At 41.1% G+C, this 16,713-nt stretch carries 17 protein-coding genes and 4 tRNA genes; 5 read left to right on the top strand and 16 right to left on the bottom strand.

The genetic code is table 11. The annotated features are described in order from the left end of the window. The 7 genes from BO222_RS08885 to BO222_RS08855 all read right to left on the bottom strand — a co-directional run. The coding region (locus BO222_RS08885) for a transposase (RefSeq protein WP_198932045.1) at positions 1 to 511 on the bottom strand (511 nt) is incomplete at its 3' end. 123 nt (positions 512 to 634) lie between these two features. After that, complete coding sequence (locus BO222_RS08880; RefSeq protein ID WP_075820283.1) at positions 635 to 1,795, bottom strand: FprA family A-type flavoprotein; 1,161 nt, start codon at positions 1,793 to 1,795, stop codon at positions 635 to 637. Between the two features lie 191 nt (positions 1,796 to 1,986). Further along, positions 1,987 to 2,427, bottom strand: a complete 441-nt coding sequence (locus BO222_RS08875) for a potassium channel family protein (RefSeq protein WP_075820281.1) — start codon at positions 2,425 to 2,427, stop codon at positions 1,987 to 1,989. After that, positions 2,424 to 2,789 carry a potassium channel family protein gene (locus tag BO222_RS08870; RefSeq protein ID WP_158024585.1) on the bottom strand — a complete coding sequence of 122 codons (366 nt, stop codon included), beginning with the start codon at positions 2,787 to 2,789 and terminating at the stop codon, positions 2,424 to 2,426. The genes BO222_RS08875 and BO222_RS08870 overlap by 4 nt, the downstream gene beginning before the upstream one ends. A 191-nt stretch (positions 2,790 to 2,980) precedes the next feature. Then, positions 2,981 to 3,054 (bottom strand) — tRNA-Gly (locus BO222_RS08865). A gap of 2 nt (positions 3,055 to 3,056) precedes the next feature. Next, positions 3,057 to 3,140: transfer RNA gene (locus BO222_RS08860), tRNA-Tyr, on the bottom strand. A 7-nt stretch (positions 3,141 to 3,147) separates the two neighbouring features. Then, positions 3,148 to 3,223, bottom strand: a tRNA-Val gene (locus tag BO222_RS08855). Between the two features lie 247 nt (positions 3,224 to 3,470). On the opposite strand from BO222_RS08855, the gene BO222_RS08850 reads away from it, so the two are divergent. Then, positions 3,471 to 4,364, top strand: coding sequence for a DarT1-associated NADAR antitoxin family protein (locus tag BO222_RS08850; RefSeq protein ID WP_075820277.1), 894 nt, complete (start codon positions 3,471 to 3,473; stop codon positions 4,362 to 4,364). A 97-nt stretch (positions 4,365 to 4,461) separates the two neighbouring features. Here BO222_RS08850 and lysS read toward each other — a convergent pair whose 3' ends face one another. Next, the gene (gene lysS, locus BO222_RS08845; RefSeq protein WP_075820275.1) at positions 4,462 to 5,967 is read right to left on the bottom strand and encodes a lysine--tRNA ligase; all 1,506 of its coding nucleotides are present in this window, start codon (positions 5,965 to 5,967) and stop codon (positions 4,462 to 4,464) included. A gap of 244 nt (positions 5,968 to 6,211) precedes the next feature. On the opposite strand from lysS, the gene BO222_RS08840 reads away from it, so the two are divergent. Continuing rightward, the gene (locus BO222_RS08840; protein ID WP_075820273.1) at positions 6,212 to 6,676 is read left to right on the top strand and encodes a MarR family winged helix-turn-helix transcriptional regulator; all 465 of its coding nucleotides are present in this window, start codon (positions 6,212 to 6,214) and stop codon (positions 6,674 to 6,676) included. Between the two features lie 108 nt (positions 6,677 to 6,784). On the opposite strand, the gene BO222_RS08835 is transcribed toward BO222_RS08840, so the two are convergent. Further along, the gene (locus BO222_RS08835; RefSeq protein WP_075820271.1) at positions 6,785 to 7,381 is read right to left on the bottom strand and encodes an L-threonylcarbamoyladenylate synthase; all 597 of its coding nucleotides are present in this window, start codon (positions 7,379 to 7,381) and stop codon (positions 6,785 to 6,787) included. 121 nt (positions 7,382 to 7,502) lie between these two features. On the opposite strand from BO222_RS08835, the gene mnmE reads away from it, so the two are divergent. Beyond that, on the top strand, positions 7,503 to 8,843 hold the full coding sequence (gene mnmE, locus BO222_RS08830) for a tRNA uridine-5-carboxymethylaminomethyl(34) synthesis GTPase MnmE (protein WP_075820269.1): 1,341 nt from the start codon (positions 7,503 to 7,505) through the stop codon (positions 8,841 to 8,843). A 21-nt stretch (positions 8,844 to 8,864) separates the two neighbouring features. Beyond that, positions 8,865 to 9,392: a DUF1622 domain-containing protein gene (locus BO222_RS08825; protein ID WP_075820267.1), complete on the top strand. Its 528-nt coding sequence runs from the start codon at positions 8,865 to 8,867 to the stop codon at positions 9,390 to 9,392. Positions 9,393 to 9,515: 123 nt separating this feature from the next. On the opposite strand, the gene BO222_RS08820 is transcribed toward BO222_RS08825, so the two are convergent. The 6 genes from BO222_RS08820 to BO222_RS08795 all read right to left on the bottom strand — a co-directional run bounded on the left by BO222_RS08820 (position 9,516) and on the right by BO222_RS08795 (position 15,527). Beyond that, positions 9,516 to 11,603, bottom strand: a complete 2,088-nt coding sequence (locus BO222_RS08820; protein WP_198932044.1) for a sodium-translocating pyrophosphatase — start codon at positions 11,601 to 11,603, stop codon at positions 9,516 to 9,518. A 153-nt stretch (positions 11,604 to 11,756) separates the two neighbouring features. Continuing rightward, positions 11,757 to 11,833: transfer RNA gene (locus BO222_RS08815), tRNA-Glu, on the bottom strand. Positions 11,834 to 11,952: 119 nt separating this feature from the next. Further along, positions 11,953 to 12,390, bottom strand: a complete 438-nt coding sequence (locus BO222_RS08810; RefSeq protein ID WP_075820265.1) for a hypothetical protein — start codon at positions 12,388 to 12,390, stop codon at positions 11,953 to 11,955. A gap of 60 nt (positions 12,391 to 12,450) precedes the next feature. Continuing rightward, positions 12,451 to 13,353: a tyrosine-protein phosphatase gene (locus BO222_RS08805; protein ID WP_075820263.1), complete on the bottom strand. Its 903-nt coding sequence runs from the start codon at positions 13,351 to 13,353 to the stop codon at positions 12,451 to 12,453. 177 nt (positions 13,354 to 13,530) lie between these two features. Further along, positions 13,531 to 14,142, bottom strand: a complete 612-nt coding sequence (locus BO222_RS08800) for a cytidylate kinase-like family protein (protein ID WP_075820261.1) — start codon at positions 14,140 to 14,142, stop codon at positions 13,531 to 13,533. Positions 14,143 to 14,147: 5 nt separating this feature from the next. Next, positions 14,148 to 15,527, bottom strand: a complete 1,380-nt coding sequence (locus BO222_RS08795; protein WP_198932042.1) for an ArsB/NhaD family transporter — start codon at positions 15,525 to 15,527, stop codon at positions 14,148 to 14,150. Positions 15,528 to 15,838: 311 nt separating this feature from the next. On the opposite strand from BO222_RS08795, the gene BO222_RS08790 reads away from it, so the two are divergent. Beyond that, complete coding sequence (locus BO222_RS08790) at positions 15,839 to 16,279, top strand: winged helix-turn-helix transcriptional regulator (protein ID WP_075820257.1); 441 nt, start codon at positions 15,839 to 15,841, stop codon at positions 16,277 to 16,279. 179 nt (positions 16,280 to 16,458) lie between these two features. Here the strand turns inward: BO222_RS08790 and BO222_RS08785 are convergent. Continuing rightward, positions 16,459 to 16,713: transposase (locus BO222_RS08785; protein WP_075818131.1), on the bottom strand; the 255-nt coding region annotated here is incomplete at its 5' end.

The following is a 16,713-nucleotide window of genomic DNA, read 5'->3' as shown; positions in this document are numbered from 1 at the left end:
ATCGGCACATCTGAGTGGCCTTTGTCCAGACGAATGTCATCTTGTTGGCGTTGGCTTCAATTTTTGTTCCATCCAGATAAAGGACAGAAGAGTCTATCTGAGGATCATTCTGTTCGGCATAGCGGTTGAATTCCGTAAAGAGATCCTCCATGCATGGAGTAAGGCATTCCTTCTGAAAGCGGGAAATTGTACCGTAAGAAGGAGTTTCGCCATTGAAAAGGCAGAGCAGACGGATGTCGTGAGAATAAAGTTCTTCCTGCTGCCGCAAAGAGCAGTAGCCATAAAGAGTAAAAGAAATCAGAGCGGCTTTGAGCATGGCGTCTGCTGGGAAATGGCAGGCTGGCCAGGAGGCAAAAGAAGGATAAAGGGCAAGGTCGAGATAATCATCGACAAAGGAACTGACAGTAGTGAAGACAGAATCCATCTCAATATGAGGGAAGAGAGAATGGAGCAGTGGCAAACGGCCCTGAATCGAGTTATAGTGTGTTTGGTAATTTTGTTTATTAAGCATGAACATATTTTACCAAAAAAGGCACCTCATCCATTACGGATCAGGTGCCTCTTTTTATTTTTGGACTGTCAGAAATTTAACAGCCCCTAAGGTATATATTTCGAATTTTATGGTTGAGCTGCGCTATGCTTCAATTAAATGGTCAGCCAGTTCTTCCATTGCCGGAATATTCGCTTTTCTTAGGGAAGTAGTAATTGTTACAACTGGTTCAACAAAAGTGAGATTCTTGCATGGTTCGAGAATCGCTTTCATTGTTTTAGCTGCTGAAGGCGCCCAGGAACCGTTCTGTACCATTCCAATAACACGTTTCTGGAAGTTTTTATGACTTAGGATCATCAGAACACGTTCCATCGGAGGGAACAGTCCTGCATCATATGAACAGGCCATCAGAACAATCTTCGGATAGCGGAATGCCTGAGCTACACATTCATGGGTATCAGAACGGGTAACATCCATTAAATGTACTTTATGCCCTTTCGCTTCAAGAATCTCTTTCATTTTTTCGGCGGCTACATTTGTATGACCATGAATTGAAGCAACAAGAATCAGTACTCCTTCTGTTTCTGGAGTGTATGTACTCCATAAGCTGTAGAGATCAAGCACATGTGGAAGATCTTCTTTATTAAGGAATGGACCATGTAAAGAAAGCACCTTTTCAATATCCAGTCCAGCCGCTTTTTTCAGTACAGCCTGAACCTGAGGTCCATACTTTCCAACAATATTCAGATAATAGCGTCTGCTTTCATCATCCCATGGTTCATCTGCATCACGGGTTCCAAATTTCCCGAATGCATCTGCGGAGAACAGAATTTTATCTTTAGCATCATAAGTCATGATAACTTCTGGCCAATGCACCATTGGTGCAGTGATAAAGGTAAAATCCACGTTTCCAAGTTTGAGAGTTTCTTTATCCTTAACTGCAATAGTCCGTCCTTCGGTCGGCGAATCAACAAAATTAGGAAGCATTGATATTGCTTTTGCAGAAGCAATCAATTTTGCTTTCGGGAATTTTTGAAGAACCCAGTCAATTCCTGAAGAATGGTCAGGTTCAAGATGCTGAATCACAAGATAATCCAGTTCTTCTCCATTGAGAGCATTCAATACATTTTCTTTCCATTCTTCTTCTTTTCGACGATCTACCGTATCAAAAAGTATATTTTTTCCATCCTGAACCAGATAGGAGTTATAAGCCATTCCGTTTGGGACTTTATACTGGGATTCAAAAAGATCCAGATCAGAATCATCGCAGCCTACGTATGTAATTGTATCTGTAATTTTTTCCATAAATTGCCTTTCCATTCATCCATTGAAACTAATATCCTGCTCAAACAGGTTTGATCATATTTTATCATTTCAGACCGATTGATTGAGTTCCTTACAGTTATTCAAGCAAAAAACCATTTAAAAATCGATGACCGTTCATTTAAGCGGTTTCTATCTTTGTCAATTTACCATTCTATACATTCTTCTGTTTATCACTCGATATTTGGACCGTTTTCATCCGATTTGCTTTTCTGAATTTTCGTTTTCAATTTTTGAATCTGATCATCAGAAAGCTTATCCAGATGTTCTAACTGCCAGACCATTTCAGAAACAGTTTCTTCGTGACCCATTCTTACTTTTTCAAACAGGTAGGTCGCTCCAACACCGCAGATAAATCCGCTGAGCAAAATTCCGTAGGAAGCAAGTAAAACTGCAATTAAACGCGATACCCAGAATGTGACGGTATAGTCACCAAATCCGATCGTAGTTACCAGCATGAAGCCAAACCACAATGCATCCCAATACGTTGTAATCGATGGATCTGTCATCCAGATCAGTCCACAGGCGATCAAAAAGAAAATCAAGAATCCCCACAAAAATCGACTCATATGAGTCTGCCTGAAGACTAGGGAAAAGAGTTCAATGTTTTTCATCGAGCTTCTCTCTCCTTTCTGAGGGTTTCAGATAGCTGCTTTTTTTGAGCAGAGTTCATATTGGTCAGATCATCGAGCTCCTCGTAATGCTGTTTGATGCTCTGATTGAGATTCATTCGTGTCTTTTCAGAATAGTAGGAAGCGATCAGACCCGGAATAAAAGCTACAATAATTACTCCATAAATACCAAGCAATATGGCGCAAATACGCGCTGCAGGCGCTGTAACAGTATAATCTCCAAGTCCAATGGAAGTTGCTATATTAAATCCAAGCCAGAAAGCATCTCCAATATTGTCTAAGCCAGGATCAAATATCCACAGGCATAAGCAGTCAATGATATAAAAAATGATAAATCCTATCATGAGACGATCTCCGTGAGTTCGTTTCATGATCAGCCAGAAGAGTTTTAGCGATTCCATATCTCATCCCCCAATCACTGTTTTCATTATAGTCTTGGAAGAATTGAACTCGTCTGATGTAGCCCACCAGGTCTGCTGACTTCAGAGCACTAAGAAAACAAAAAAAAACGGCTTTCGCCGTTTAGTTATCAAAATGGAGCAGGTGATGAGAATCGAACTCACGTAGTCAGCTTGGAAGGCTGAAGTTCTACCATTGAACTACACCTGCAATGGTGGAGAGAGGCAGATTCGAACTGCCGAACCAAAAGGAACTGAGTTACAGTCAGCCGCGTTTAGCCACTTCGCTATCTCTCCGTATAGATGGTGGAGGCTAACGGGCTCGAACCGCTGACCCTCTGCTTGTAAGGCAGACGCTCTCCCAACTGAGCTAAGCCTCCATCCGTTTATTTGTTTAACGCTTTATTATTGTATCTGATAAATTCTTTTAAGTCAAGATTTATTTAAAATCTTTTTAAATGATTCATTTTCAGATCGCTTATCCACTTGGACGTCCTTGATTATAACAGGTCTTATGAAAATGCCAACCCTTTATTTAGATTTTTTTATTTTTTTCAGATCAGCCCAATTCAGTGCCCCAGTGATCAAATCAGGCGATTCTCATTTCTAGAGATTTATAATGAAGTCATGACTACTCGTCCTGTATACACTCCGAAATCAACAAGACCTTACTATAAGCGCGAAATGGTTGAATTTGATTGGAATCCCGGAGTATCACCCACTCAGAAATTAAAAAACTCAACCGCATTACGCGAAGCTTATCTTAAGAAACACCCAAATGCAAAAATTCTTGAAGTTTCAACAAAATCTGATCTGCCTGCCGGACAGGCGCTGTCTCCTTTTAATCTGAAATTAAATATCCCCGCTTTGAAAAAAGCATTCCCTGTGGAGAATATTTATCAGGCATCTAAAGTATTTACTCATGGCGGTCCTTACTACGACTTATTAGGCTGCACCCCTTTACAGGCTAAGAGAGATGAACGTCTTGAAAACTCCGGAAGATTAGCCCATTTCAGCTTTTTAGATCAACAGTTTCCATCATGGCCTGCAAGTCTTTTTTATAACTGGCTATACATTCAGGCTCTGCTCGAAAATAATGGAGCCAGAGCCGCCATTCCGAATTACACCGCATTTTGTGATATTGAATTCAACCCTGAAACAGGAATTAATAATCAGGCCAGAGCCTGTGCCGCTTATCTTGGTCTTTATCAGGCCGGTTTGTTGGATAAGGCGAAAGATTTTGAAGAGTTTAAGTCCCTCTTTCTCGAATCCGATATTACCGAAACCGAAGAACAGCATGCTGAAGCAAAAATTGAAAAAACACTTTCTGAGCGTGCCGTTGGCCCTGCCAGAAGAACCATATTCAGCGTGGGACAATGGCTTGATCATCCTGGAATTGGAAAAGGAGAAGTTTATAAAAAGACCAAAGATGCCTATGTCATTAATTTCAAGGTCTCCGGACCCAGAACAATATCCAAAGAATACGTAGAAACTCACTGTAAAAAAACAACACCATATTGATGAGTGTTCTAAAAAGCAAAAAGGAATTCCACCTGCAATCAATGAAGATTGCCTGAAGGAATTCCTTTTATACTCATACAGTTTAAAAATTTAAACCCTAGTCAATTGGTTTCATTGTAGGGAATAACAGAACTTCACGAATCGTTGTCTGATTCGTTAAAAGCATGACAAAACGATCAATTCCTAAACCAACACCACCGGTAGGAGGCATTCCATATTCCAGTGCCTCAACATAATCGACATCCATGTCACTGGCTTCATCATCACCTAAGGCGCGCAGTTCAAGCTGTTTTTCAAAACGTTCCCTCTGATCAATTGGATCGTTCAATTCAGAGAATGCATTCGCATATTCATGACCCACAATAAATAGTTCATAGCGATCAGTAAACCGTGGATCCTCAGCGTTCTTTTTAGCCAGAGGAGAGATCTCCACTGGATAATGATAGACGAATGTTGGCTGCATTAATGTTTCTTCGACATATTTATCAAAGAACAGGGTAATAATATGTCCAACTGAATTATGTTTCTTTTCAAGTTCAATTCCATGATCAGCTGCGATTTTTGCCGCTTCTTCAAAGGTCATATCCTGTTCAAAATCAATACCTGTCTTTTCCTTAACCGCATCAGTCATTTTAATACGCTTAAACGGTTTTCCAAAATCGAGTTCCACGCCCTGATAATTAATAATATCGGTACCTAAAACCTCATTAGAAACATTGCGGAATAAGCCTTCAATCAGATCCATCATTCCTGAAAGATCAGAATAAGCCACATAAGCTTCAACAGTTGTAAATTCGGGATTGTGAGTAGCATCCATTCCTTCGTTTCTGAAAAGGCGTCCAATTTCATAAACACCTTCAAGACCACCAACAATCAGACGCTTCAGATTCAGTTCAGTCGCAATTCGCAAATACAGATCAATATCCAGGGTATTATGGTGAGTTACAAAAGGTCTGGCAGCAGCTCCTCCGAGAATCGGGTTGAGAACCGGTGTTTCTACTTCAATCAGCCCCTGCGAATCCAGATAATGCTGAATCGCGCGAATAATCTTTGGACGAGTTACCGCAACCTTACGAGCTTCATCGTTCATAATCAGGTCAACGTATCTTCTTCTGAAACGCTCTTCTGTATCTGTTAAACCATGGAATTTCTCTGGAAGCGGACGCAGAGACTTTGACAGATGCGTATATTCTTTTGCTCGAATTGCCAGATCTCCGTGATCTGTTTTCATGAGTACTCCGGAAATTCCAACGATATCCCCCAGGTCATTTTTCTTATAGATTTCATAAGCATCATCGCCGACTTCATCTTTACGAACGTAAATCTGGATTCTTCCATCCACATCCTGGATATGCATGAACCCTGCTTTACCCATTCTGCGCTTTGTCATGATTCGACCGGCAACACATACAGGAATCTGTTTTTCTTCCAACTCTTCCTTGGTACATTCCTGGTAAACTGGAATAATATCTGAAGACTTATGCGTTCTGTTATAAGCTTTTCCAAAAGGATCAACACCCATCGAAATGAAATCATTCATTTTCTGACGGCGGACACGCTCCTGTTCAGGCAGCTTATTTTGTGTTTTATTTTTTTCAGCCATGTTCTACCCTTTCCTTACTGATTGATAACGACAAATTAAAAGCACTTCGGAACGAAGTGCAGCTAAAGAATGTCGCTTTACAGGGAGTTTCTTCAGCGCAAAAAAGCCCTTTTCGGGCTTATTCGTTCCATGCCTATGGCTAAAAGGTTAAAAGATCGAAATTGTGTTGTCAAATCAAAACTCCGCTCCTTGTGAAGTTGCTTATAAAAGCCTAAAATACAAACGGTCCGTAACGGAGGATACTATGTATAATCCCAATGAAGATATCATACTCAAATCTATAACCGCACTGATGATGGTTCGCCGAATGCATGATCATTCTCTGGCAGCCCTTGATGACAAGTATGCCCTGACACCGATCTGCGCAGACATACTTGTATTTCTATCCAAGAATCCACATTATAATACCGCCACTCACATCATCGATAAAAGGCACTTTACAAAATCGCATGTATCAACTGCGTTAAAGCATCTTGAAAAAGAAGGCTACATTACCCGTTTCTATGATGGAACTAACCATAAAACAATTTACCTTTCCCTGACCCACAAAGCATTACAGGCACTTGATGAAATCGAACCCCTTCATTTCAACTTCCTTCAGAATCTGACCGAAGGAATCAGTCCAGAAGAACTGGAAACGACTGAAAAAACCCTCAAAACAATGATCGAAAATGCCAGAAAGCATTCCCTAATTCGAAGAAACGGTTAAATTATATGAAAACTTAAGGACAGCACGACTTGATTCTTTCAAAGTTATGCTGTCCTTTGTTCATATTTAACCAAACTGCCCACAAACTTAATATTTACTGCCTTGTTATCAAAGTTCTGTCTGTATATCTTCAAGACTAAGAGGACCTGGCCGCAGGATTTGCAGTTCTGGTTTTGTACAATCTAAAATGGTGCTCGCCTGTTGATTGCTGCAGATTCCTTCAAGAATCCCATAAGCATGAGGTAACGCTTCAATTGCTTCTTTTATGTTCAATGCAGCCGGCTTTCCTGACTCATTGGCCGAACTGACTAACAGTGGACGGCCAGTCATTTCAATGACTTCGAGTAAATTCGGCGCATCTGGAATCCGAACAGCAATTGTATCCATTCCATTTGTATATTCTGCAGGGACAATCTCTTTTCTTTTCAGTATTAAAGTCAGAGGACCTGGAAGAAACGTGGAGATGATTTTCCTTGACCGATCATCAAGTATCGCGATTTGTTCAATCATCTTTGCTGAGGCCACCATAAAAGGAATCGGTTTAGTTTCCGGACGGTGTTTGATATGCTTCAAATTATGAAGATCGTCTAATTCACCATAGACAACACCCGCCCCATAAACAGTGTCGGTAGGAAGAAGAAGAATTTTATGATCTAAAAGATCCTTTGCTGCTTCAGGAAGCTGACTATCTGTATATCTTTTCATTGAAATCTCCTTTGCCAACTAATTTTCAATCCATTATGTACCATAATGAAAGAATGGATCCAATTCAAATGCTGAGCGCTGATTTAATCAATACAAAAAATTCAGAAAGAAGGTTTTTTATATGTTCAATGATACAATCGCAGCTATTTCAACCCCACTAGCGGCCGGGGCCGTTTCAATCATTCGGCTTTCTGGAGACGAAGCCATCTCCATAGCCAACAAAATATTCAGCCGTGATCTGCAGAAACAAACTTCACACACGATTGCTCATGGCTTTATCCAGGAGGATGGCACTCCAATAGATGAGGTTCTGGTCTCCGTATTTAAAGCGCCAAAATCCTATACCTGCGAAGATGTAGTTGAAATCAATGCTCATGGAGGACCTTTTATTACCAGAAAAATCCTTGAACTGACTTTAAAAGCAGGAGCCAGATTAGCTAAACCTGGAGAATTTACTCAGAGAGCGTTTCTGAACGGACGTATCGATCTTTCACAGGCTGAAGCAGTCGAACAGATGGTAGAAGCATCCAACACCGCTCAGGCTAAATCCGCAATCACTCAGATCAGAGGAAGTGTTTCCAGAATTCTTGAACCAATGATCGAAAGGCTTTTGAATATCATCGCCAGTATTGAAGTTAACATTGACTATCCTGAATACGACGACGTTGAAGTAATGACTCATGAAAATCTGCTTCCTGAAGCAAAAGTACTTTTAAATGAGGTTAACCAGTTGCTGGCACTTTCCAAAAGAAGTCAGCAGCTGAATCAGGGAATCGAAACAGTCATCGTTGGAAAACCCAATGTTGGAAAAAGCTCCTTGCTCAATTCCTTGCTCGATGAAGAAAAAGCGATTGTTACCGATATTCCCGGAACAACCAGAGACATTGTAGAAGGACAGATTCAGGTTGGTTCTGTCGTTCTCAGGCTTTCTGATACTGCAGGAATTCGAGAAAGCGAAGATCTGGTAGAGCAGATTGGAATCAGAAAGTCGCAGAGCCTGCTTGAAAGAGCCCAGCTTGTTTTACTTGTGTTAGATGGATCAAGACCCCTTGAAGCGGAAGATCGAGAACTGCTTGATGCAACCCAGAATTCAAATCGAATCATCCTGGTAAACAAACAGGATCTGAAAACAGAAATCGAATTTGATGAAACCTTGGAATATATTCCAGTGTCAGCCGCAAATCATGATTTAAGCAAACTTATTGATGAACTGGAAAGGCGTTTTGAAATTATGGATACTCCATATGAGCAGTCGCTGGGATCAGAAAGGCAAATTGGTTTATTGGAAAATGCGCGCAACGATATAATGAGAGCGATAGAAGCCATGGAAGCAGAAATAGAGCCCGATCTGATAGAAATCGATCTCAAGGAAGGACACCGCCATCTTAAGGAGATTCTCGGTGAAGTTCATCAGGACGATTTACTAGAAGCGCTGTTCTCCAATTTCTGTCTTGGCAAATAATCACAGAGAGAGGTTTTATTCATGTATTCATATATTCCGCTGCCTCTGCTGCTTGAAGAAGACTATATGTCGAATACCACACGGATCGTCCACCTGTTTGTCATGGATGTGGCAAAACTTTCCATGTACATTCTGGAACTTCTGTCCGTTATCATCATCGTTTATTCGACATTTCGGGCTTTCTATAAACTTTTCAAGCATCAGTCATATGCGCGTGTCTATCTTTTACACGGTCAATCGGTTGGGCTGACTTTCAAACTGGGCGCTGAAATTTTGCGAACAGTTGTAGCAAGAAATATCAACGATATCTGGGAAGTCGCACTGCTGATTGTCATCAAGGCCGCGATGGTTCTTCTGATTGAATGGGAATTAAAAGGTATTGAGGCTTCATATGTCGATCACGACAGCGAAGAGCATAAGATGCCATCTCATGGATTTGAAAACCCACGACATGTTTACTTAAAGAAACTAAAAGATAAAATTACTAAGAATTCCAGGAAATTCGAAGAATCGACAGAACCGAAAGGTACGGAAAATATCGGAATATAGTGATTCATGGCTGCTTACGGCAGCCTTTTTTATCCATACTGGCTTTATATACAGCAAAAGACCTGGCGATCACCAGGTCTTGTTTATTCAGCATCAGAATTAACTTCTGTATAATTTTTACTTTTACTTAGTGAACAGGAAATCCAGAATCGGAGTCAGTTCACTGAGAACTGGAGCAAGAATTAACGAAATAACCGACATCAGCTTAATCAAAATATCCATAGCCGGTCCAGCAGTATCCTTGAATGGGTCTCCGACCGTATCTCCAGTGACGGCAGCTTTATGAGCTTCAGATCCTTTTCCACCACATTCTCCGGATTCAATAAATTTCTTGGCGTTATCCCACGCTCCGCCTGAGTTAGCCATAAATACAGCAAGCATAATGGCAGAGACAAGAGCTCCTAAAAGCATTCCACCAAGTCCCATGGTTCCAAGCAGCAATCCAACAACGATTGGTGAAGCAATCGCAATGCATCCAGGAACAACCATTTCATGCAGAGCAGCTTTTGTGGAAATATCCACACATTCTGTATAGTTCGGTTTGCTTGTACCTTTGAGAATTCCCGGATCGTTTCTAAACTGTTCTCGGACATTTTCGATCATTTTATTGGCCGCACGTCCAACTGAGCGAATCGTCAGAGCGGTGAAATAGAATGGAAGCATCGCACCAAACAGCAATGCGACAAGAACACCAGGCTGCAATAAAGAAATAGCCTCTAAATTGGCCGCTTCAGCAAACGCAACAATCATAGCAAGAGCTGTATAAGCAGCTGAACCGATACAGAAACCTTTTCCGATCGCAGCGGTAGTATTACCAACAGAATCCAGTTTATCAGTAATTTTTCGTACTTCTGGTTCAAGTTCTGCCATCTCAGCAATACCACCAGCATTATCAGCAATTGGTCCATAGGCATCTACAGAAACAGTAATACCAGCAGTTGAAAGCATTCCGACTGCTCCTAGCCCGATACCATACATTCCAAAGAACAGATAAGCCATAACAATACCTAAAACAAGAAGGATAACTGTCAGCAGTGTCGATTCCATACCTACTGAAAATCCTGAAATAATATTTGTAGCATGACCTGTCTGTGATTCGGCTGCAATTTCCTTTACCTTTGGATAAGCATCAGAAGTGTAATATTCTGCGATTTTTCCTAAGGCTATACCTACTAACAGACCCGTAGCGATTGCAAGGAATGGTCCATACCCTCCAAACAGCCATGCACTGGCAATAAAAGCAACGACGAGTTCAATAACTGTAGCTACATAGGTTGCAACATTCAAAGCAAACTGAGGATTATCCCATTTCTTCATGCGCACGAAGAACTGACCGCACATTGCGGCGATGGCTCCTGCTCCCGCAATTACAAACGGGAACAAAATAGCCTGTGATTCATAAGACTGACCGCCTACGGTAACCCCTATTGCCAATGAGAGTGAAGAGACAAGCGCACCAACATAGGACTCGTTCAAATCAGAACCCATACCTGCAATGTCACCAACATTATCACCCACATTATCGGCGATAACTGCTGGGTTTCTTGGGTCATCTTCTGGAATCCCCGCTTCAACCTTACCAACCAGATCCGCACCGACGTCAGCAGCTTTGGTATAAATACCACCGCCAACACGGGCAAAAAGAGCAATCATAGAGCATCCAAGAGAATATCCTGCAACAACTGGGACAGCTTCAATTGGATCACCAAGGATGAACGTAAAAAGAAGATACAAAGCCGAAAGGCCAAGAAGGCCGAATCCGACAACAGAAATCCCAAGAACGGAACCTCCATTAAAAGCTACGTGCAAAGCGGCAGGCATACCACCTTCGCGCGCAGCCTGAGCTGTTTTAGCATTCGCAGCCGTAGCCGACTGCATTCCGATAAATCCAGCCAGTCCAGAAAAAAGAGCACCGCAAATAAAGCAGATTGCCCCATTCAGACCGACACCATCAATTCCTTTGAGCGAAGGAATAAAACCTAGCCCAGTCAGCAGCAGGGCTACGATGATGACAAAGATTACAATAATTTTGTATTCCCGAGTCAGGAAAGCCATAGCGCCTTCGTGAATGAAAGAGGACAGATCTCTCATTCTTTTATTTCCTGAATTCTCTTTTTTCACGCTGGAGAAAAGAGACGATGCATAGATCAGGGCAAGAACGGAGATACAAATTACTGCAACCAGAATCACTTCCATATTGAATTGATCCATTTTTCTATATCCTTTCTTTTCAAAATCTTCCTTATGATACCATCATTTTCACATTTCGTAATCGGTTACAGTTGTTTTTGTGTGAATTATTCCCATATTTTGTATATGCCATCCCATAAAAAAAGCTCTCTTTCGAGAGCCTCATTTTCTAAATGGCAGCACGTACGGGATTTGAACCCGTGAATGCAGCCTTGAGAGGGCTGTGGCTTCAACCGCTTGCCGAACGTGCCATGTGGTTTTAACTTTAGCACAGTTTCGGATCACCGGCAACAATTCACTACCCTCCTGAAATTATAATCCATTGTATTCCTGATTAAAGATAAGCAGTTGACGATTTTTAGTTGGCTGATTAATAGGCTCCAGGCTCAGATTCGACAGGTTTCATTGCCGCAAAAACATAAATTCCTGCAATCACCAGTAAGAAAATAACGCGGATCCAGCTATACATGGATGGCTGCGATAAGAGCATAGCTCCTTCAATCAGGTAAATTGCAATTAATGCTATCCCCAGCCATCTAAGCCATTGATTATATTTTCCACTTGTCGAAAGAGCAAACGCTACTATTCCAGCAAACAGGCCCACAAAAGAGAAGATCATCTGTACCGCCGCATTTCCCGCCTGCCAGAAAAACAGCCCTGCAATTGATTCAGCAGCCGAGATCCCCATTAGATCCAGGTGAAGAACATTCAAAATTTCCAAAATAATTTCCACTAAAGACAGAACAATAAGTACCACACCTGTGTATTGCAAAATCTCAGCATTTCTATTCGTTTTTGATTTCATCATATCACTTCCTGACTGCTTTTATTTTAAGGATTCGGATGGTACTCAACCAAACACAATGCATCAATCTTCGCTCTGTTCGATTTCGTTTATATCGATCAGCCAGTTTTTTTCAAGACGTTCAAAATCAGAGTCTGAAAGACCAATTTCCTGTTTTAAATAGGATTTCCAGCTTCCGTAGTTTTCCTTGATCCATTGGTTAGCTGCTTCATAGTAATCCTTGCGAGCTGTAACAAAATCATCAACGTCTTCTTCAAGGAGTCTGCGATCAAATAAAATAATCCGATCGGCTGCCTGTTCGTCGCTTTTAATTAAACCAGCTGCATCTATATTGGTCTGAAGATAATCTGCAAGAATCTGATCCTCATCGATCGATAAAGCATGTTCAATTAAAGCCGCAGCCATCCCTGTTCGATCCTTCCCTTCCGTACAGTGCCAGAGTATCGGAGTATCGTCCTTTAACAATTCTTCGAAGAGCTTCTTCCAGGTTTTCTTTCCACGCTCGCTGCTCAGCATTAAAATATAAGCTTCCTGCATTGCCTTATTCATATCCTTAATTGCATGAACCGCAAAGCTGATCTGTCCTCCATAAAAAGACGAAAGTATGCTTTCATGAAGAACAGGTTCCATAAATAATTTCCAGCTTTTAAATAATCGATCTGGCTGAGCGTCAGATTCCCACTCTGTTCTTAAATCAAAGATCCTTTTTAATCCCATACGATTTAAAATCATCAGCTCTTCAGTGCTTGCATGATGAAGATTCGCTGAGCGAAACATTTTTCCGTTTTTTATTCGTTTGTTATTGGCGGTAGTTAGTCCACTTAAGTCTCTAAGGTTATGAATCGTTTTAAAAGGAAGCAAAATACTGACATTTTCCTGAGGCGAAGTATTGAGCATCTGATGGAGTGAAGTCGATTCTTCTTTCGAGTCGTTTAGTTCCATATTGTTCGTGGTCGTATTTTTCATTGGTTATCCCCTCATGTTCTATTCACAATTAATAAGATGATGATTCAAATTCAGTATAGGAAAACAACATGTAAATCGACTCTGATTTGACTTCAGTTCATAACTCTTTTCTTCTTCCTTCCCTCAAAAAAAATCCAGCAGATATTTTCTGCCGGATTAAAAGATATTCAGTTATTTTCAGGCTTTCTCTTCTGTTCGCATGCGAACAAAATCATCTATCAAGGCAGCTGTTTTTTGTGTTCCTAATGCGCTGCTTTTCAAACACATATCATAGTACCTGGAGTCTCCCCAGGCGTTCTTACAATAATAATTATGATATTGTTTCCGGTTTTTATTATGACGTTTCATCATCTTAGTGGCTTCTTTTTCATTCAGATGATGTTCTTTCATAATTCTTGGAATTTTAAACTCCTTATCTGCACTGACGAATATAGTAATCAGGGCTTCATGATCCTTTAAAATCTCTTCAGCGCAATGTCCCAATACGATAAACGAATGTCCTGCATTCGCTTCATCCTTAAGAAATTGAAACTGCATAGCCGCAAGCATCTCTTCATTGGAATTTGTCAGACCGCGGACTGTCCTGGATGCAATCAACCAGCGAGGTGTTTCATCAAGCACTCGAAATTCATCCATATCTTCCTGCGTTCGAATTCCAAGCTGACTCAAAATATTTTTTTCATAAACCGGGATTCCATATTTCTCTCCCAGAATCTGGGCAATTTCTTTTCCTCCACTTCCGAATTCTCTGGAAATGGTGATAATCAATTGCTGATCGTCTTTTTCCATAACCTTTATCCTCCGAGTACAACATATCGAAGCAGAATAATGGCAGTTGATAACAGCAGAACAATAATCGTCGCTGGAACGCATGCTTTGCAGTATTTTCCCCATCCGACTGGATAACCATTTTTAATGGCAACCGCCGTACCAACAACGTTGGCACTGGCTCCAATAGGAGTCGCAGATCCACCGATATCTGTACCGATGCTCAGCGTCCAGGCCAGAGTATGGATTGGAATTCCCTGCGTAGCAGATAATGTCTGGATGATTGGAATCATCGTAGCTGAAAATGGGATATTATCCACAAACGCACTCGCGATTGCTGAAACCCAAAGAATAATCACAATAACCAGAACAATATTTCCACCAGAGACATCCCCAATAAAATGAGCAATTACTTCCAGAACTCCGGTTTCTTCAAGTCCACTGACTACAACGAACAGACCGATAAAGAAAAGAAGAGTATTTATATCCACTTTCTTCAGCAGTTCGGGAGCTTTCCTCCCTGCGCAAAGAAGAGTGAGCAGAGCAATAAATACTCCAATAAAAGCTACAGTTAACCCGGTTTGAGCATGTGTTATCAGCATCACCACTGCCAGGAAAAAGATCGCGACAGAGGCTCCAAAGCTTGTTTTGTTTTTTATAACCGTTGAAGGCTCCGGAAGACTGTTCAGATCAATCTCCTGCTTTTCCGCTTCTTTGAGCTCCTTACCAAAACATAGCCAAAAATAAATAATCGTTACGAATAGACAGATCAAAGCGATCAATCCAGTATTCAACAAAAAGTCCGCAAAGGTTAAATGCAGTGAAGTACCAATAATAATATTCGGGGGATCTCCACACATGGTTGCCGATCCGCCCAGGTTAGCACAAAAGATTTCAGCTAAAATAACGGGTACCGGATTAAACTTCAGCGTCTTTCCAAGTTCTACGGTGACTGCAGCCAAAAATAAAATCACAGTGATTGAATCGATGAACATGGCCAGAATTGCCGATATAAACATGAAGACAAGGAAAATTTTCGAAGCCATATATTTAACCCATTTTGCCAGGCGCAGGCATAGCCACTGGAAAAATCCAGCATCCGCCATCCCCTCTACCATGACCATCATGCCGGCAATAAACAAAATTGTTGACCAGTTGATTCCAGCTGCTGATTCAGCTGACTCCTTAGAAGCGATCCAGAACTCTGGATGAACCAGCGAGCGAAGATTCAAAGTTCGGATGATCGCTTCGCCGCCATCATCCATCATCACTCCAAAGACCAGCAACAGAGTAGCCAGTCCGCAGCATAAAGTGACCCGATGGTGAGGCCATCGATCCAGTATGATCAGGATAAACATCAGCAGAAAAATCAGGACTGCCGCCATAGGCGCCAGTGCATTCAACATATCCATTCCCTCTTTCCATTTTTCTGACGAATAAACAGATTCATTTAACACAATTTTTGCGCCTGAGTTTTGATGTAAGCTCTCACATCATTATAAGACTTAGCCATTCTGAAAATATTCTAATTTTCCATTCCTTTTCAATTCAATAATCCGTTTAAATCAACAGTCTGCTTATTTTCATCAGGAATCTGAAAGTAAATTAATACACAATATCAGCATTTTTTCGAAATGTTCTCTCGCTTTTAGACAGTATGAATTGCTCTCAAATCGGATTCAGATTATCGTAGATAAAAAGCAACAGGAGGTTTTTTGTGAATCACTCTTTGATTGATGAGGCAGTTGTAAACATCCAGAACACCCCATCCTATTCACCAGCTCTCTTAAGTTTTTTACCAGTACTAGCTTCGAAATGGATAGCACCCGTATTATGGGCTTTAATCCGCAAAAGCCCGTTAAGCTTTCAGGAAATTCGATCTGAAATCGGCCCAATTACAAATACCACTTTGTCAAAAACTCTTCGCGAGATGGAACTTGAAGGCTTGATTCAAAGAATTTCAACCGAAGCAGAAACCAAACCTGATTTTGATAATATGGATTTTGAAGAACTCCCTGTCGGTCAGCCAACACAGAAACCATCAGGTCTCTATAAGCCAACCCAGATCGGTATTGAATTCTCAACGGTTCTTGTACCACTTCTGCAATGGGCCACTAAATATCGAATTCAGCAATACGGAACTGGACATAAACGTTAATTCAAGACGACAAAGGGGCTGTTAAATTTCGACTGATTTTTCATCAGCGAGATTTACAGCCCCTTTTTCTATGCTTTTTATCTGATTCAATCCTGTTTTATGATGTGTTTTTCCGCTCAAGTCAATTTTTGAACGCACTGAAAAGAGCCAAAACTCAAAAAGACTGTTTATAATCTTTTTCAGATTTCGCTTTTCTGCTCCTTTAATTTTCCATAACGTTCGAGTTCTGGGAAACTCATCCGATTTCTGTTGTTTAATTTTCTGATATTGTGTCCCATGGCCACAATAAGCACCTCAAATTTTACGTTTTCCAGTCCCCGGCGTCTCAATCGGCTGTATCTGTAGTTTTCTTTAAGATCTCCGAAGGTTCCTTCCGCCTGAATGCTCCGGCTGACCATAATCTCATGTCCTGCATCTGAAGACATGTTCTCCCG

Source organism: Ileibacterium valens (assembly GCF_001945525.1).
GTDB classification, from domain to species: Bacteria; Bacillota_I; Bacilli_A; order Erysipelotrichales; family Erysipelotrichaceae; genus Ileibacterium; species Ileibacterium valens.
This window is presented reverse-complemented; position numbering and strand designations above follow the sequence as displayed.

Excerpts from the sequence above, each read along its gene's own strand:
- BO222_RS08795 (WP_198932042.1), bottom strand. The coding sequence starts at position 15,527 with ATGTTGAATGCACTGGCGCCTATGGCGGCAGTCCTGATTTTTCTGCTG.
- BO222_RS08835 (WP_075820271.1), bottom strand. The coding sequence starts at position 7,381 with ATGAAAAGATATACAGATAGTCAGCTTCCTGAAGCAGCAAAGGATCTT.
- BO222_RS08805 (WP_075820263.1), bottom strand. The coding sequence starts at position 13,353 with ATGAAAAATACGACCACGAACAATATGGAACTAAACGACTCGAAAGAA.
- BO222_RS08825 (WP_075820267.1), top strand. The coding sequence starts at position 8,865 with ATGTATTCATATATTCCGCTGCCTCTGCTGCTTGAAGAAGACTATATG.
- BO222_RS08800 (WP_075820261.1), bottom strand. The coding sequence starts at position 14,142 with ATGGAAAAAGACGATCAGCAATTGATTATCACCATTTCCAGAGAATTC.
- BO222_RS08850 (WP_075820277.1), top strand. The coding sequence starts at position 3,471 with ATGACTACTCGTCCTGTATACACTCCGAAATCAACAAGACCTTACTAT.
- BO222_RS08875 (WP_075820281.1), bottom strand. The coding sequence starts at position 2,427 with ATGAAAAACATTGAACTCTTTTCCCTAGTCTTCAGGCAGACTCATATG.
- BO222_RS08880 (WP_075820283.1), bottom strand. The coding sequence starts at position 1,795 with ATGGAAAAAATTACAGATACAATTACATACGTAGGCTGCGATGATTCT.
- lysS (WP_075820275.1), bottom strand. The coding sequence starts at position 5,967 with ATGGCTGAAAAAAATAAAACACAAAATAAGCTGCCTGAACAGGAGCGT.
- BO222_RS08810 (WP_075820265.1), bottom strand. The coding sequence starts at position 12,390 with ATGATGAAATCAAAAACGAATAGAAATGCTGAGATTTTGCAATACACA.
- BO222_RS08840 (WP_075820273.1), top strand. The coding sequence starts at position 6,212 with ATGTATAATCCCAATGAAGATATCATACTCAAATCTATAACCGCACTG.
- BO222_RS08870 (WP_158024585.1), bottom strand. The coding sequence starts at position 2,789 with ATGATAGGATTTATCATTTTTTATATCATTGACTGCTTATGCCTGTGG.
- mnmE (WP_075820269.1), top strand. The coding sequence starts at position 7,503 with ATGTTCAATGATACAATCGCAGCTATTTCAACCCCACTAGCGGCCGGG.
- BO222_RS08820 (WP_198932044.1), bottom strand. The coding sequence starts at position 11,603 with ATGGATCAATTCAATATGGAAGTGATTCTGGTTGCAGTAATTTGTATC.